Annotated in this window: 12 protein-coding genes; 4 read left to right on the plus strand and 8 right to left on the minus strand. The window is 59.7% G+C overall.

The window, feature by feature from the left end; translation table 11 throughout:
* Positions 1-284 precede the first annotated feature (284 nt).
* From AO065_RS07015 to AO065_RS07025, 3 genes are all read right to left on the minus strand, one after another.
* Positions 285-1,256, minus strand: a complete 972-nt coding sequence (locus AO065_RS07015; protein ID WP_004878643.1) for a hypothetical protein — start codon at positions 1,254-1,256, stop codon at positions 285-287.
* A 98-nt stretch (positions 1,257-1,354) separates the two neighbouring features.
* Entirely contained in the window at positions 1,355-2,143 is a 789-nt protein-coding gene (locus AO065_RS07020) for a transporter substrate-binding domain-containing protein (protein WP_004878645.1), read from the minus strand.
* 128 nt (positions 2,144-2,271) lie between these two features.
* Positions 2,272-2,931 (minus strand): hypothetical protein, encoded by a 660-nt coding sequence (locus tag AO065_RS07025; RefSeq protein ID WP_004878647.1) that lies wholly within the window; start codon positions 2,929-2,931, stop codon positions 2,272-2,274.
* A gap of 246 nt (positions 2,932-3,177) precedes the next feature.
* Between AO065_RS07025 and sodC the strand changes: the two genes are divergently transcribed.
* Positions 3,178-3,696 (plus strand): superoxide dismutase family protein, encoded by a 519-nt coding sequence (sodC, locus tag AO065_RS07030; protein WP_004878649.1) that lies wholly within the window; start codon positions 3,178-3,180, stop codon positions 3,694-3,696.
* Positions 3,697-3,833: 137 nt separating this feature from the next.
* Here sodC and AO065_RS07035 read toward each other — a convergent pair whose 3' ends face one another.
* The 3 genes from AO065_RS07035 to AO065_RS07045 form a co-directional block, all read right to left on the minus strand.
* Positions 3,834-5,021: an MFS transporter gene (locus AO065_RS07035; protein WP_004878651.1), complete on the minus strand. Its 1,188-nt coding sequence runs from the start codon at positions 5,019-5,021 to the stop codon at positions 3,834-3,836.
* A 106-nt stretch (positions 5,022-5,127) separates the two neighbouring features.
* Positions 5,128-5,847 carry a carbonic anhydrase gene (locus AO065_RS07040; protein WP_004878654.1) on the minus strand — a complete coding sequence of 240 codons (720 nt, stop codon included), beginning with the start codon at positions 5,845-5,847 and terminating at the stop codon, positions 5,128-5,130.
* A gap of 206 nt (positions 5,848-6,053) precedes the next feature.
* Positions 6,054-7,301: a DUF1835 domain-containing protein gene (locus tag AO065_RS07045; RefSeq protein WP_004878657.1), complete on the minus strand. Its 1,248-nt coding sequence runs from the start codon at positions 7,299-7,301 to the stop codon at positions 6,054-6,056.
* Positions 7,302-7,519: 218 nt separating this feature from the next.
* Here AO065_RS07045 and AO065_RS07050 point away from each other — a divergent pair, with 218 nt between their 5' ends.
* Complete coding sequence (locus AO065_RS07050; RefSeq protein ID WP_004878659.1) at positions 7,520-8,356, plus strand: AraC family transcriptional regulator; 837 nt, start codon at positions 7,520-7,522, stop codon at positions 8,354-8,356.
* 48 nt (positions 8,357-8,404) lie between these two features.
* The gene (locus AO065_RS07055; protein ID WP_004878661.1) at positions 8,405-8,974 is read left to right on the plus strand and encodes a LysE family translocator; all 570 of its coding nucleotides are present in this window, start codon (positions 8,405-8,407) and stop codon (positions 8,972-8,974) included.
* A 23-nt stretch (positions 8,975-8,997) separates the two neighbouring features.
* On the opposite strand, the gene AO065_RS07060 is transcribed toward AO065_RS07055, so the two are convergent.
* Positions 8,998-12,420 carry an ATP-binding response regulator gene (locus AO065_RS07060; RefSeq protein WP_080597858.1) on the minus strand — a complete coding sequence of 1,141 codons (3,423 nt, stop codon included), beginning with the start codon at positions 12,418-12,420 and terminating at the stop codon, positions 8,998-9,000.
* A gap of 284 nt (positions 12,421-12,704) precedes the next feature.
* Between AO065_RS07060 and hmpA the strand changes: the two genes are divergently transcribed.
* Positions 12,705-13,889 carry an NO-inducible flavohemoprotein gene (gene hmpA, locus AO065_RS07065; RefSeq protein ID WP_004878664.1) on the plus strand — a complete coding sequence of 395 codons (1,185 nt, stop codon included), beginning with the start codon at positions 12,705-12,707 and terminating at the stop codon, positions 13,887-13,889.
* A gap of 3 nt (positions 13,890-13,892) precedes the next feature.
* Here hmpA and AO065_RS07070 read toward each other — a convergent pair whose 3' ends face one another.
* A complete protein-coding gene (locus AO065_RS07070) occupies positions 13,893-14,840 on the minus strand; it encodes an alpha/beta hydrolase (RefSeq protein WP_004878667.1) in 948 nt (315 codons plus the stop codon).
* Positions 14,841-14,875 lie beyond the last annotated feature (35 nt).

Here is a 14,875-nt window from a genome sequence, read left to right on the forward strand (position 1 = left end):
GATTGCGGATTCAGTGAGCCGAGCGCATGACGTGGACAACGCTGGAGCTTGGGCACACATCTGCGCCACATTCGAGAGCGGACGCGGAGCGTCCTGAGCGGCATTCCCACNNNGCGGAGCGTAGGAACGATNNGAGCACGCCGATCATGCCCATGCTTTTGCTCAGCGTAATACCCGAGTCTTACTGCGACCACGGGTACGTATTCAGTCAGATACTTTCGTTTTGGCCCCGTTTTGCGTGTCTTCCGGACTGTGCGTATCACGATGACTGCGGTTTGAAGCGGTCAGGCCGCAGGCTCTTTCTGCGGACCCAGCACAATTGCCAAGTGCCGCAGATCATCTACCTCAACGCTAAAGCTCTTCCCCGAAGGGCTCTTCGTCAGCGTGCCCAGCGCGTAGACCGTGAAAAACTTCACTTCATCGGCATGGCTCAGCAGTTCGCTGATGTAGCGGCTGGAGCGATAGGCCAGCATTTGCGCAGGCGACACGTAGAGCGTCACCAGCTTGCCCTCCAGCCGGTCAAAGAACTTGAACTTGAAACCCTGTCCGTAGCGCTGTTCCACCAGCCCGCCGCCGTACAGCACACGTCCGTTGTCGCCCAACTGTGCGTATTTGATGTGGCGAAAGTACGAACGCAGTGACAGCTCGCCCTGACCCGGAATGCGCAGTTTCAGCAGCTTGAACTCCTCGGGCGAGAGCTCGGCCCTTGCCTGGCGATAACTGTCCACCAGACGTTCAAGGTTGTTGGTGCGGGTTTCGCTGTAACGTGGCGCTTTTGGTTCGGCAGGCGGGACAGGTGCAGTGCTGACAGCCGGTGCCGGGGCGGGGCTGCCGGCTTTTTCCACGCCGGACTTTTCCTTGGCGGGCTCCTTTATCGTCGGGTCGAACACGTCGATATAGTCGTCCAGCTTGCGCTTGGCCTTGCGCAGCGCCGCTTGAGGGTCATTGGTGTCGACCTGTTCTTCAACGGGTTCGTCTGCATCCGCATCCACCCATTCACAATCCGGGTGATGGTCGTAATGCGGGTTGGCGCGAAAGTGCGCGGCGACAAAGGTCGGGTTGTCCTGAGGCTTCACGTCGTAGCGAACCCCGGTCACCTTCGCACCCATTGCCCGGCAGGCTTCGTTCGAGCACAGAAATTCGAAGCGCTTGCGGGGCAGCTCTTGAGAGAAGTATTCGCGACGGGCGCCTGCGATGGACATTTCCTGCTGCAGTTCGACACAGAACGCGCGGGTGATGGGTTTTGTGGGCTTCATGCTCGCAGTTGCCTTCCAGACAGTGGATTCTGCAACACGCTATTTCAGCCGGGCCCGCCATGCAACCAGTGCCGGGCGGGCTCAGGCCATCGTGTCGGTTACTGGGCGGATACGGCAAGCCATTCACTCAGAGCCTGCTGATAGGCGCCTGTGGCTTTACTCAGATGCAGCCACTGATCGACGTAGGCTTTCCAGGTCACATCGTCACGTGGCAGCAGGTAGGCCTTCTCGCCGTATTGCATGTACCGCGTCGGGTTGACTGCGCACAGACCGGGCATACGTTTCTGCTGATAAAGCGCTTCCGAAGCGTCGGTGATCATCACGTCGGCTTTCTTGTCGAGCAGTTCCTGAAAGATGGTTTTGTTGTCGTGGAACGCGATGGGTGCCTGGGGCAGATAGGCGCGAGCAAACGCTTCGTTGGTGCCGCCTGCGGGCTCGATCAGGCGAACCGACGGCTTGTTGATCTGCTCGATGGTCTGATACAGCGCCTGGTCTTCACAGCGCACCAGCGGAATCTTGCCGTCGATATCCAGCGTGTTGCTGAAGAACGCTTTCTTCTGACGCTCCAGCGAAACGGAGATGCCGCCCATCGCGATGTCGCACTTGCCGGCGATCATGTCCGGCATCAGGGTTTTCCAAGTCGTCGGCACCCATTGCACGTTTACGCCCAGGCTCTTGGCCAGCGAGCGGGCCATGGTGATGTCGATACCTTCGTACTCACCGTCTTCGCGATGAAAGGTGTAGGGCTTGTAGTCGCCCGTGGTGCATACCGACAACTGGCCAGCCTGCAGCACCTTGTCCAGGTGCGAAGACGATTCCTCTGCCTGCGCCATGCCTGTCAGGCCCAACAGAAGGGCAGCCGATACGCTGTAGTTCAGTTTCATCATGAGAGTGGAGGCTCGCGTGTGTCGTCGGTTGTTATTGGAAGCGACAGAGTGCTTCATTTGCAGGCCGGATGTGAAGCAGGAACAAGGCCTTGCGTGCAAAAGAAGCGCGCTCAGGACACAGCAAGTTGTCAGGTATACAACTCTTCCAGTGACATCAGCTGTTCTTCGATAAGGGTCATTTGCGATTCCCAGTCGGCCTGGGTTCTTTTCCAGGTTTCGCCTTCGTGGGCGTAGAGGAAGTCGACGATGGTGTGAGTAACCTTGCCTTTGCCTACCGCGCCGAACGCCTCGGCGCTCAGCGCCCGGGCCAGCATGTCCAGTTGTGCAGCATGGTTCAGCCAGTGCCAGTGATCCTTGATCACCACCTTGTCGAGCAGGATGCATTGCTTCTTGAAGGCCCTGAGTGCCGATCCCAGAGCGCTTGCCGCCAGCAGTGAATTGATCTTGCCGGCATCGTGGCCGGACTTCTGATTGGCCGTCGGACCGAAAAACCATTCGTTGAAACCGATTTCTATCTCCCGGAACGCGACATTGGCGTCCCAAATAATGCTCAAGGCCTTTTGCTGACGGGTCTCGCGCTTCCACGAGCCGTAGGCCTTGAACACCACACCGGCGATACCGATCACCGCCAGCGCTTCGCTCAGCGAAGACGCCGCCTCGACAATGTAATAGGCATTGGCGGCACTGCCCGGCGATGTGCTGACGGCTGCGCTGTAAAAAACTGCTGCTACAACGACCACCAGCGCAAAACAGGCACTGTAGAACCCGAAAGCGTAGGGGTCTTTCATGGGGTGTTACGACCGTAAGTGATGAAAGAGTTTGTGTCAGGTTAGCCGAGGCTGCAGAGGTTTGCCGGGTCGCCGGGCAGAGCACGCATGTCGAAGTTTTTGCATCAAAACCGCACCGGTTGTGGTCACAGGTGATGTCGTATCCGAAAACGCTGAGGAGCACAGCGAAGAAGGCCGCTTGATCGATGCCTTTTCACGCTCATCCGCGTTCAACCTCGATTCCTCCATCAAGGACGTACTGACTTTATGAAACCTTATCTTTGGCTAGGCCTGCTGGGCATGTTTTCCGTCGGCATACAGGCCGCATCGCTGGACGTTCCGATCAATCTGGTCAGCGCGGATGGCGCACCGAAGCCGATTGGCACCGTGTCGGTGAGCGAAACGGAGTACGGGCTGGTGTTTACCCCCAACCTCAAGGACCTACCGGCAGGCGTTCATGGTTTTCACGTTCATGAAAACGGCAGCTGCGATGCAGGCACCAAGGATGGTGTGAAAGTCGCCGCGCTGGCCGCTGGCGGTCACTTCGATCCGGCCAAGACCGGCAAGCACCTGGGGCCATACGCCGACGGTCATCTGGGCGACCTGCCTGCTCTGTACGTCAATGCCGATGGCACCGCCAACTATCCGGTCCTCGCGCCGCGCCTGAAGAAAATCTCCGAAATCAAAGGCCATGCGCTGATGGTGCATGCCGGTGGCGACAACCATTCCGACCATCCGAAGCCTCTGGGCGGTGGTGGTGATCGGGCTGCCTGTGGCGTGATCTGATCGCGGTTTCTTAATTCTGACGAGCACGCCTGACCTGCTGAAGGCACTTTTTTTGCGGCAGGTCTGGCGCTGCCGCGCAGCAAATGCCGGACTGTGGAGCTGCCTCCGTGTGTGCTGTGGAGCGGCGTGAGCATCGCTCACTTCAGATCAGTACGACCTGCAAACAACCGAAGCGCCAGCCCGCCGAGCAGGGCGGTCAGCAGTCCCAGTGCCACGATGATCACGCGAATGCCCAGCGGCCCGGCCAGCAGCGCGACCAGCAGGCCGGCAATCGGTTGTGAAAGGTTGTTCAGCAGCGTCATGACGCCCACGGTCTTGCCGAAATCTTCCCGGGGTATGACCTGTTGGCGGAGGCTGCGCATGTAGACGTTGAACATCTTGTCGAAGCCGACGATGAGCAGAAAGCCCGCCGCGTAGCCACTCAGGGCTGGACTCAAGGCGCAGATCAAGGCCCCGCTGGTAATCATCACGTACGACACCATGCCGAGCGCCCGCATCGGTATCACCACCCGTGCCAGGAAAAACAGAATCAGAATGGTCGCCGCTCCACCCGCCATCTGCAGTCCGGCGTAGTGCTCCTGATCGCTGCCGTACTCACCGATGACCATGGCGGCAGAGGTCGCCAGTGTCACGCCGACGATCAGGTTCACTCCGGCCGCCAGGGTGATGAGTTTCTTCAGTTCGGTGAGGCGCCGAATATGCCCGACCGCAATGCTTAATGATTGCCAGGCGCTGTCGTGCTTCTGCTCGAATACCTTGGGATCCAGGCGGCGAGTGCGTTGCCAGATGAGCGTGGCCAGGTCCGCCAGCAGAAACAGAGCAGCGCAAGCCAGCACCACCCAGTGCCATGCCCACGCGTTCAGCAACAGCACGGCCACCAACGGACCAAGCACCAGCCCTGTCTGATCGGCAATCTGAGAGTAGGAGAGCGTGCGCGCATAGCTGTAGCGCGGGAACACGTGCGGCATCAGCACTTCACGCGCCATCACGCCCTGAGTGGTCAGTACGCCGCATAGCGCCGACAGCAGGACCAGCCAGACAAGTACGCCGAAAACCATGTACAGCAGCATCGCCAGCAGACACAGAAGTGCCCGATATATCTGGCTGACGTGGAGAATCCGGACCGGAGAGAATTTATCGCACAGCGCTCCGCAGATCGGAAACGCCAGAAAGCGTGGGAGTGACTCGGCAAAGAACGCTAGGCCCGCCCATGACGCGCTGTTGGTGGTCTGAAAGACAACCAGTGGCACGATGAAAAGTAGAATTTGATCGGCCTGTCGTGACAGAAACAGAGCGCTGAAAAACGCCAGATAATCCTTGCTCACGCGACACTCCTTTTGGCGATGATTCTCAATGCCACATCAAGGAGGGTGGCGCAATCCATGCGCTTGAATCTATCCGGCATTTGTATCCGATACGGCGGACCCGGTATCAAACGTCGAAGAAATCGACCTTGCCGTTTTCCAGGCTGTAGTACGCGCCGACGACCTTGACGGTGCCTGCCTTGATCGGGTTCATCAGCGCTGGCTCGGAAGCCGAGCGCAGACGGGCCACGGTACGCTGGATGTTGCTTTTGACGGAGTCTTCCAGAAGGTCTTTGCTTTTCTTGCCCTTGGCTGTCAGGACCGCAGGAATGATCGGCTCGATCATCTGACCGATAGCGCCTTGAAAGACCGTGCCGTCTTCGACCACCGAAACGGCAGCAGCCACGGCACCGCATTTTTCGTGACCCATTACCACGACCAGCGGAACGCCGAGCTGGCTGACACCGTATTCGATCGAGCCCAGTGCGGTGGTGTCGACCGTGTTGCCAGCGTTACGCACGATGAACAGTTCACCCAGCCCACGGCCGAACAGCAATTCCGGCGGAACGCGTGAATCCGAGCAGGAAATCAGAATGCAGAACGGCGTCTGGCCCTTGGCGATTTCCAGACGGCGATCACGATTGCCTTCCGTCTTGATAGTGGTGTCTTTCATGAACGCGTCATTGCCGTCGCGCAGGGCTTTCAATGCCTGGTCGGCAGTCATGTTGGTACGGGGCGATGCAGGTGAAGCAGCATTGGCAATGGAAGGCAATTGCATCAGTGCGGCGGCAGCCGGAAGGCAGCAGGCACCCTGAAGAATCTTGCGGCGTGACAAGGACGAATTCATAAAAAGCCTCAGGCTTGTTAACTGTCGATAGGGGGGAGAATTCAGCGCCCGATGGCAGTGTGTTTCGGGCGCAGAATCCTTTCACTTCATACAGTTAATGGAATTTATTTTCCAATTATATTTGTCTTCTTTGTCACGATTACTTCACGAAAAAGTCATCTGGCTCGGCGATGTTTTCGGACGTTCGCGTAACCGCATTGATGCCTTCAAACGCGCCATACCGGACGGTTTTCAAGGTTGATCGTCCAGTGAGGCCGACCTGGAACGATGCACACGCCACCCACCCAACGCAGGTGCTGCGCGTGTTCCAGCCAGTAAGCACCTCCCTCCAGCACTCGCTCACCCAAGGCTGTCAGTGCCAAAGTCCGCTGCGGCCATTTCAGGTGTGTTTCTGTTTCTTTCAGCAAAGGAGCCTTTGAATCGATCAAGGGCCGAAGCAGCGCCTGAAACATCATGTCACCTAAAAAGGGCAGGGGGTCGCGTTTGTCCATCAGTTCAGTGAAGACGCGACCAAAAGTGGTCGGGCCTGCCTCCTGAAGATACTGCAATGAAAGTCGTTCGGTGAGCGACAATCCGTCGTCGCTGCCCGGCAGCTCTTGCAACTGTCGCAACAACGCTGGAGCCAGCAGTCGCAGAGGCAGTCGCGGGTCATGAGCCAGAGTGGCCAGTGCGACAGGTGAGGCATCGCAATAGGCTCGCCATGCCTTGCGAGCGCAGTCCAGCATGGCCTGAGTCACCGGCTTGCGCTGTGGCCACAGCCAGGCAAGAACGTCCGGTGCCAGTTGCCCAATGCCGATGAAACGCTGAACCCCCGGCACCCGGTCCACTTCGATGAGTTCAAGCCGTGGCGGCAGTCGCTTCAGGCTCGCGAGGGTCTTGATCAGAAAGAGCTGGTCGTAGGCATCGGCCTCGCACCACAGCACATTGTGCTGATCGCTGCCCAATTGTTCGAGACGGCCGTATTCCTCGTCCGTCCTGCGTGCGACATCGGCGTGATTCATATCGAATGTGGCGCTGATGAAGTCGCTGCGCTGCGCTCGAAACTCTGCATCCGGCAGGTCCTGAACAGGCCCCATGCACAGCGGGTCGCTGAGCATGTGGAACGAGCCTTTGAAACCGGCCAGTTGCAGGCTGTGAGCGATGTCGTTGCCGCACCGCCAGTGCACGGTCCGTGGCTCGTCGCTGGCGTGGAAGTCAGGGTGCTGCGCGGCAAAGGCAACGGCGTCGACATGGGCCTTTAGCTTGGGCCAGCTGCTGAAACCCAGCTGGCGCGCAATCAGCCACTGTGCGTCGGAAAGTGTTGGGGCAAGCGGCCGGCCCGACGTGCCGAGCAGTGCGAGCTGATCGGGGGCGTTACCCTGTTTCAGATTCAGCAACAGTTCCTTTGCGCGCTTGCGCTGTTGCTCAAGGTTGATGCGGCCGTCCTGGGAACGGAAATCGGTATTGATGGACATACGAGCTCCTTGTACAAACCTTGTCCGCTTGAAGGTCGGGAGTCGTAATGACAAGAGGGTGAAGCAGTGTCCTGGGCGCTGCCCTTTCCGCGGATGGAGGCGTGGAGGCGCCGGGGGCAAATATAGACGACCCCGTGCCTGCGCACAAACCTTCTAGACTTTGCGCCTCTGCCGCGCGATAAAAGCAGACACGCTCACTCAAGCCAATCAAGCCGCTCATGAAGTCAGCCAACTGGATCGACCTCGCTCAGGACCGGGATACCGGGATCGAGACGTTGCGCGCCCATTTCCGAGGGCACGCCTACGATCCGCATTGGCATGACAGTTATCTGGTCGGCGTCACGGAGCAGGGCGTGCAGCAGTTTCACTGTCGCAGGCAGCGGCATGCCAGCACCTCGGGCCAGGTATTCATGCTTGAACCCGGTGAGGTCCACGACGGCGACGCGCCGAATGCCGATGGTTTCACCTACCGCATGCTGTATCTGGACCCACACTGGATCGGCCGTGAACTGACGTCGTTGTTCGAAGACGCACCGCAGGGCTTCCAGCCCGGGTTCGCCAGCACGCTGGTGCGTGACCCGCGGCTGGCCCAGTCCATCATATTTGCGTTTTCGGCGCTGCATGGCCAGGAGTCGCGCATTATCCGGCAGAGTGCGCTGGACGGTTTGCTGGAACGGCTGACCGCCCATGTGCACTGGCGAGTCAGGCATGAACATGACCCTCGGCTACCCTTGGTCGCCCTGCGTGCCCGTGATTATCTGCATGCCCATTTTCGGCGTGACCTGGGGCTGGACGAACTCGCATTGGCCTGTGGCGTGGACCGTTTCAGGCTCACCCGCGCCTTCAAGGCTGCCTTCGGTCTGCCACCCCACGCTTACCTGGTGCAATTGCGGCTGTCCATGGCGCGCAGGCTTCTGGCCCGTGGCGCGCAGCCTGTGGAGGTCGCCAGCGATCTGGGGTTTGCCGATCAGAGTCATCTGGGCCGCTGGTTCCTGCGCGCCTACGGCCTGACGCCTGCGGCGTATCGCACACGCTGCACAGACCTTCCAGACTGATGTCGTCCATTGCGCGAGCATGACGGCCTGTCATTCAGGAGTTCGGTCATGCTGTCATTTCTGCTGTTCGCTTTCGTTGCCTCGATCACCCCCGGCCCCACCAATCTGCTGGTGCTGAGCAACAGTGCCCGGTACGGTCTGAAAGCCAGTCTGCCGATCATTCTCGGTGCCTGCATGGGCGCAGCCGGGCTGGTACTGTTGGTGGGCACCGGCGTCGGTCGTTCGTTGATGCAGGTGCCTGCCGTACAGCCCGTCATGGCGGCGATTGGTGTCGGCTGGCTGACCTGGCTGGCGTGGAAAATCTTCAACAGCCCGGCTGACCCCATGAGCCCCGATGACAGCCGTCCGCGCCTCGGATTCGTCGGCGCGGCGGGTCTGCAGGTGGTCAATCCCAAGACCTGGATGATGGCGCTGGCTGTCGTCAGTGTGTTCAGTCAGGGAACCGTGGCCCATCTGGCGCTCGCGTTCTTCCTCGTGTCGCTGCCTTGCCTGGCCTGTTGGGCGCTGTTGGGCGCAGGGTCCGCACGCTTGCTCAAGTCCGCCCGTGCCCTGCAATGGCTTAACAGGAGCATGGCGGTGTTGCTGCTGGTGTCTGCCTGGGCGGCTTACTTAAACTGAGAAATTCGCAGGCGCGACTGCCTTCACGTCTGCATCGAGCGCTCCAGTTGTTCGCGCACGCAGCCCAGCAGGTCCGAGTAGGTGAAGGGTTTGGCGAGCGATGGCCAGTCGATTTCCAGCGTCGCATAGCCAGTGATGACCAGCACGGGCAGGTCCTGAACCAGCGTCACAGCCTTGGCTGCCAGTTCCGAGCCATTGATGCCGGGCATCTTGAAGTCCGTCAGCAGCAAGTCTGGCCGCAGACCCTGGCGAATCAGGTCAAGCGCCTGCTCGCCGGACGACGCCTCGGTCAGCGTGTAGCCTTCGTCCACAAGCATTTCCATGATCGTCATGCGCACCAGATCCTCATCGTCGACCACCAGAATCGAGGCCGCTCTGGCAGCGGGTTGCTGGCCGGGCATCGGCTGCGCATCTTCGTCCGGCTCGGCGTTGCTGGTCTGCAAAAGCATGTGCACCTGGGTGCCGACGCCCGGTTTGCTGTCGATCTGCAGGTAGCCGCCCATCTGGGCCACGACCCCATGCACCATCGACAGGCCAAGGCCCGTGCCCTTGCTGCCCTTGGTTGAGAAGAAAGGTTCGATGGCACGTGTTCGGGTGTCTTCATCCATGCCGCTGCCGTTGTCGATCACGCTGATCTTCAGGTAATCGCCTGGCGTGACATCGTCCTGGACCTGCGCCTGCCAGCCAGTGAGTTTCACCTGCAGGACACCGCCGTCCGGCATGGCATCGCGTGCGTTGAGGCACAGGTTGAGCAGGGCCAGCTCAACCTGATTGCCATCGATCAGAGCCAGATGCCTGACCGGGTCCAGATCCAGAATGAGCTCGACGTGGGGCTCGACAGATTGTTTGAGCAGGTCCTGCATGTTCAGCACCAGCTGGCGCAGGTCTGTCGGGCGCGGCGCCAGCGTCTGCTTGCGCGCAAAGGCCAGCAGGCGGCTGACCAAAACCTTGGCGCGCTCGGCAGACTGCAGGCCTGCACTGGCCATGCGAACCGCGCGCGGGTCGCCGTCCACGCGGCGTCTGAGTATGTCCAGACTGGCGAAGATCGGCGTCAGCAGGTTGTTGAAGTCGTGCGCCACGCCGCCGGTCAACTGGCCGATGGTTTCCATCTTTTGCATCTGATGAAACTGCACCACCAGCGCCTCACGGTCGCGACTGGCTTTCTCAAGCAGTTCGCGCTCACGCTTCTGCGCGTCCTGACGCTGTCTGGCCAGCCTTACTGCGCCATCGATCCGGGCACGCAGTTCGCGGGCGTTAAAGGGCTTGACCAGATAGTCGTCCGCGCCGGCCTTGAGACCTTCCACCCGCGCTTCTTCGCCCGCGCGCGCCGACAGCAGGATGAACACCGAATTGCCCAGATCCGGGTCTTTGCGCACTGCATCGAGCAGGGCAAAGCCATCCAGACCGGGCATCATGACGTCGCTCAGAAACAAGTCGGGTTTGACCACCTGCGCCGCTTCCAGCGCTTTCAGACCGTTGTCGACCGGGATGACCTCGTAGCCGCCTTCCTCGAGAATCCGCGCGATGTAGCCGCGCATGTCGGCGTTGTCGTCAGCCAGCAGGATCTTTGCCGGCGTACCCTGGCCAGGATCGCCATGTGGCGGCGCAGCGTGCTTGTCGATATCCATTCCATCGGACAGCCAGCGCAGCGCTTCTTCGACGTAGGCCTGGGTTCGGATGCCGGTCGAGATCAACGTGTGTTCGGCGTCGATACGGTCCCCGGGCAAATGCGCGTTGCCCAGCTGGAGCGTGACAGTGAAGGTCGTGCCAGCGCCGGGCTCGCTTTCAACGGCAATGGTGCCGCCGTGCAGCCTGACCAGTTCATCAACGAGGGACAGGCCGATGCCGCTTCCTTCGAAGGTTCGTCCTCCCTGATTCTCGATACGGTGGAAACGCTGGAACACCAGTGCCTGTTGGTCCTGCGCGATACCGACTCCCGTGTCGATCACCTTCAATACTGCCGAGCCTTCGTTCTGGCCTGCCACGACTTTGATACCGCCGTTCAGGGTGTATTTGAACGCGTTGGAAATCAGGTTGAGAACGATCTTCTCCCACATCTCCCGATCCACGTAGACCGGCTCGGACAGCGGGGCGCACTCAATGGCGAGCTCCAAGCCAGCCTTTTCGCAGGCCGAGCGGAAATTGCTGGCCAGTTCACAGGTCAGGCTGCTCAGCTCGACAGGTTGGAAACTGGCCTCGGTACGTCCGGATTCCAGGCGAGCAAAATCCAGCAGCGAGTTCACCAGCTTGAGCAGCCGCAACGCGTTACGGTGCGCAATGGTCAATCGCTCCCGCTGGGTATCGGACAGTTCGTGAGACTGCATCAGTGCGTCTTCGAGGGGGCCGAGCATCAGGGTCAGCGGGGTTCTGAATTCGTGGCTGACATTGGAAAAGAAGTTGATCTTGGCTTTGTCGAGCGCCGCCAGTGCTTCGACCCGTTGGCGTTCTTCCTCGTAGGTCCTGGCGTTGGCATAACCGGCTGCCAGTGTTGCCCTGAGCAGGCTGTAGAACACCCGGTAGGAATCATTCATCGGCAGGCGCGAGCTGGCACCCATGACGACGATCGCGATGGGCAGTTCGACGCCAGGCACATGGATGGGCAGCAGGAAGGCCTGATCGGGCGCTTCTTCATAAGGTCCGCATGCCGTGTCCTTGAACAACGCTTTCAGGCCGCTGACGCTGAGCGGTTCACTGGCTGTCATCGCCTGCTCGAACGGCAGGGATGTGCGGGTGTGCGCGTCGACCACGGCAGGCAGGACCTGCGTGTCGGCAATGCCGGTCTGGGTGACGCACGTATAGCTATTGTTTTCCGGATTCAGTTCGTAAAACGCCAGAAACGGCAAGTCCAGATCGAACGCCTGCAGCGACGTCTGTGCGGCGGCGGCGATGTCCGGGGTGGCTTTCACGTCGGCCATGTCTGCGTGCAAATCCCGCAACGCCCGTGTGCGGCGTTCGCTGAGAATCGTCGCGGTGGTCTCGGTCACTGGATGAAACAGGCCGCCGATTCCGCCGGTTTCATCCCTGATCGGGCTGGTGGAAAAGGTGAAGAAGGTTTCTTCCAGATAGCCGTTGCGCGCCAGGAACATGCGCTGGTTTTCAAGGAACGATGTATTGCCCGCCAGCGCATTGGCAAACGGCTCGCCGATGGCAGGCCAGGCCGATCGCCAGGTCACGGTATAGGGCTCGCCCAGCGCCTGCGGGTGCGAGGCGCCGCAGAGGACCTGATACCCGTCGTTGTAGATCTGAACGTGTTCAGGCCCCCAGATGATGTTGATGGGGAAGTTCGAGGCCAGGCACAGACTCACGGTGGTCTTCAGGCTCTGCGGCCAGTCTTCGATAGGGCCCAGTGGCGTTCGGGACCAGTCCTTGTCGCGAATCAGGCTGGCCATTTCACCATCCCCTACGAGAAAAGCGGAAGGCCCGGAAGGGGCGGCAGGGGAATTCATGGATGGAAACGGCTCCGTGCTGGATGTGCGCTGTGCAGCGTTATTCTGGCTCATGGAACAATCGGGTTCCAATTTCGATGTGGAATACACGTAATTGTTCAGCCGTTTTCGACAGGACCCGAGAAACGGGTCGGAATGACCTGTTCGTCTTGGGACGAGTCATTATGACCTTGTCATTTTGACTTTATTGATCACTTTTCCATTGATTTTGTTAGGTTTTTTAGTTGGCACATGCGTTGCTCTCTATTCAGGTATCGATTTCAAAAACGTTCTGGAGCTGACCCATGCTGACCGACATTCAACGTGACATCGTCAAGAAAACTGTCCCGATTCTGGAAGTGGGTGGCGAAGCCCTGACCACGCACTTCTACCAGATCATGCTGCGCGACTACCCTGGGGTTCGCCCGTTGTTTAACCAGGCCAATCAGGCCAATGGTGCTCAGCCTCGCGCTCTGGCCAATGCGGTGCTGATGTACGCCCGCAACATCGATCGTCTGGAGAACCTCGGTCCGCTTGCCAGCCAGATCGTCAACAAACACGTGGCGTTGCAGATCCTGCCCGAGCATTACCCTATCGTCGGAACGTGCCTGCTGCAGGCGATTCGCGAAGTGTTGGGGGTCAAAACGGCTACTGACGAAGTGATCGCTGCATGGGGAGCGGCGTATCAGCAACTGGCTGACATCCTCATCGGCGCAGAACATGAGGTGTACGAAAGCATCGCCGCCGCTCCAGGCGGCTGGCGTGGCGGTCGGGCGTTCAAGGTCAAAGCGAAGACACCGGAAAGCGACGAGATCACCTCGTTCTACCTCGAGCCCGTGGACGGTCAACCTGTCATTGAGCACAAGGCGGGTCAGTACATTGGCCTGCGTCTGAACGTACAGGGACGGGAAATCCGTCGTAATTACTCGCTGTCAGCCGCATCGACCGGTATCGGCTATCGCATCAGCGTCAAGAAAGAAGTGGGTGGGTTGGCTTCCAGTTACCTGCACAATAAGGTCCGGGTGGGTGAAACGCTGGAACTGTTTCCACCGTCCGGCGAGTTCACGTTGATCGAAGGCAGCAAGCCGTTGGTGTTGATCAGTGGCGGTGTAGGCATCACGCCCACCCTGGCGATAGCAGAAGCCGCGCTGGAGGCTGGCGGTCGGGATGTGGTGTTCATCCACTACGCGCGCAACGCTGAGGTGCATGCGTTTCAGGCAGTGCTCAAGGAGTGGCAGACACGCTATTCGCAGTTCCGAGCCCATGTTGTCTATACCGATACGGTTGCTGATCCAGCCCAACCCAACATTGTCGGCCTGCCTGCGGTGGCGCATCTGCAACAGTGGCTGCCTGCGAACCGGGACGTCGAAGCTTACTTCCTCGGTCCCAAACCGTTCATGGCGTTCATCAAGCGGGCGCTGCATGATCTGGGTGTTCCGGACGAGCAGAGCCATTACGAATTTTTCGGCCCGGCTGAAGCACTGGTCTAGCGGCTACAGCGTGCCCTTGTCTGCGCACAGGCAGGCGAGGGCGCGGGTGATGTCCTGTTTGAGCTGGTCGGTCGGACGGCCGGGATATTGATCGAACATGTGTGGCACACCGGGGTACACATGCAACTCCACCGGCACGCCGGATTTGGAAAGCCTGAGCGCGAAGGCGACGTCTTCTTCCAGAAACAGATCGAGCGCACCGACGCTCATAAAACTTGGCGGCAGACCTGTCAGGTCATCGGCCAATGCGGGTGAAAACAGCGCCGCCTGATCATCGTCCAGTGCGTACGCACCTTGCAGGCATTCCCAGCAGAACCGGTTCGCTTCACGGGACCAGCTCAGGGTTCCGGTGGTGGGGTTGTCCGCTGACGAAGTGGTCGAGCCGGTGCGGTGGTCCAGCATCGGATAGACCATCAGCAGCCCGGCCAGCCGATACTCGTTCCGGTCCCGTGCCATGATCGATACGGCAGCAGCCAGACCACCGCCTGCGCTGTGGCCCATCACCATTACCTTTTGCTTATCCACGCCGAGTGCCAGCCCTTCGTTGAATATCCAGGCCAGCGCCGCGTAGCAATCTTCAAGCGGTGTGGGGAAGGGGTGTTCGGGCGCAAGTCGATAATCGACGGCTACGATCAGGACATTCAGCTCGTTGGCCAGATCGGCAAGATAATCGTCAGCCATCTCGGGCCGACCGAGCACGAAACCGCCGCCGTGGATGTACAGCAGCGTGGCGCGTTTTTGCGCAGGCTTGGGGCTGTCTTCAGGGTGATAGATGCACAGCCTGATCTGATCCTTCTGTGTCCAGTATTGCTCGTGCCGAGCCTCTTCTGGCTGTTTCCAGGCGGCGTCTACACGGCGTCTGATCGCGGGCAGGTTATCGAGCGTCCAGACACTTGCAGGCTCATCGAGGAAAGCCTTGTAGGCCGGGTCGAGCAGGTGGTGGGTATCCATCGTTCACTCTCATCAAAAGGCGCAGCAGACACCGG

Source organism: Pseudomonas viridiflava (genome assembly GCF_001642795.1).
Lineage (GTDB): Bacteria > Pseudomonadota > Gammaproteobacteria > Pseudomonadales > Pseudomonadaceae > Aquipseudomonas > Aquipseudomonas viridiflava.

Bases quoted from the DNA above. Each gene is read 5' to 3' on its own strand.
- AO065_RS07015 (WP_004878643.1), bottom strand. From the start codon at position 1,256: ATGAAGCCCACAAAACCCATCACCCGCGCGTTCTGTGTCGAACTGCAG.
- AO065_RS07020 (WP_004878645.1), bottom strand. From the start codon at position 2,143: ATGATGAAACTGAACTACAGCGTATCGGCTGCCCTTCTGTTGGGCCTG.
- AO065_RS07025 (WP_004878647.1), bottom strand. From the start codon at position 2,931: ATGAAAGACCCCTACGCTTTCGGGTTCTACAGTGCCTGTTTTGCGCTG.
- sodC (WP_004878649.1), top strand. From the start codon at position 3,178: ATGAAACCTTATCTTTGGCTAGGCCTGCTGGGCATGTTTTCCGTCGGC.
- AO065_RS07040 (WP_004878654.1), bottom strand. From the start codon at position 5,847: ATGAATTCGTCCTTGTCACGCCGCAAGATTCTTCAGGGTGCCTGCTGC.
- AO065_RS07045 (WP_004878657.1), bottom strand. From the start codon at position 7,301: ATGTCCATCAATACCGATTTCCGTTCCCAGGACGGCCGCATCAACCTT.
- AO065_RS07050 (WP_004878659.1), top strand. From the start codon at position 7,520: ATGAAGTCAGCCAACTGGATCGACCTCGCTCAGGACCGGGATACCGGG.
- AO065_RS07055 (WP_004878661.1), top strand. From the start codon at position 8,405: ATGCTGTCATTTCTGCTGTTCGCTTTCGTTGCCTCGATCACCCCCGGC.
- AO065_RS07060 (WP_080597858.1), bottom strand. From the start codon at position 12,420: ATGAATTCCCCTGCCGCCCCTTCCGGGCCTTCCGCTTTTCTCGTAGGG.
- hmpA (WP_004878664.1), top strand. From the start codon at position 12,705: ATGCTGACCGACATTCAACGTGACATCGTCAAGAAAACTGTCCCGATT.
- AO065_RS07070 (WP_004878667.1), bottom strand. From the start codon at position 14,840: ATGGATACCCACCACCTGCTCGACCCGGCCTACAAGGCTTTCCTCGAT.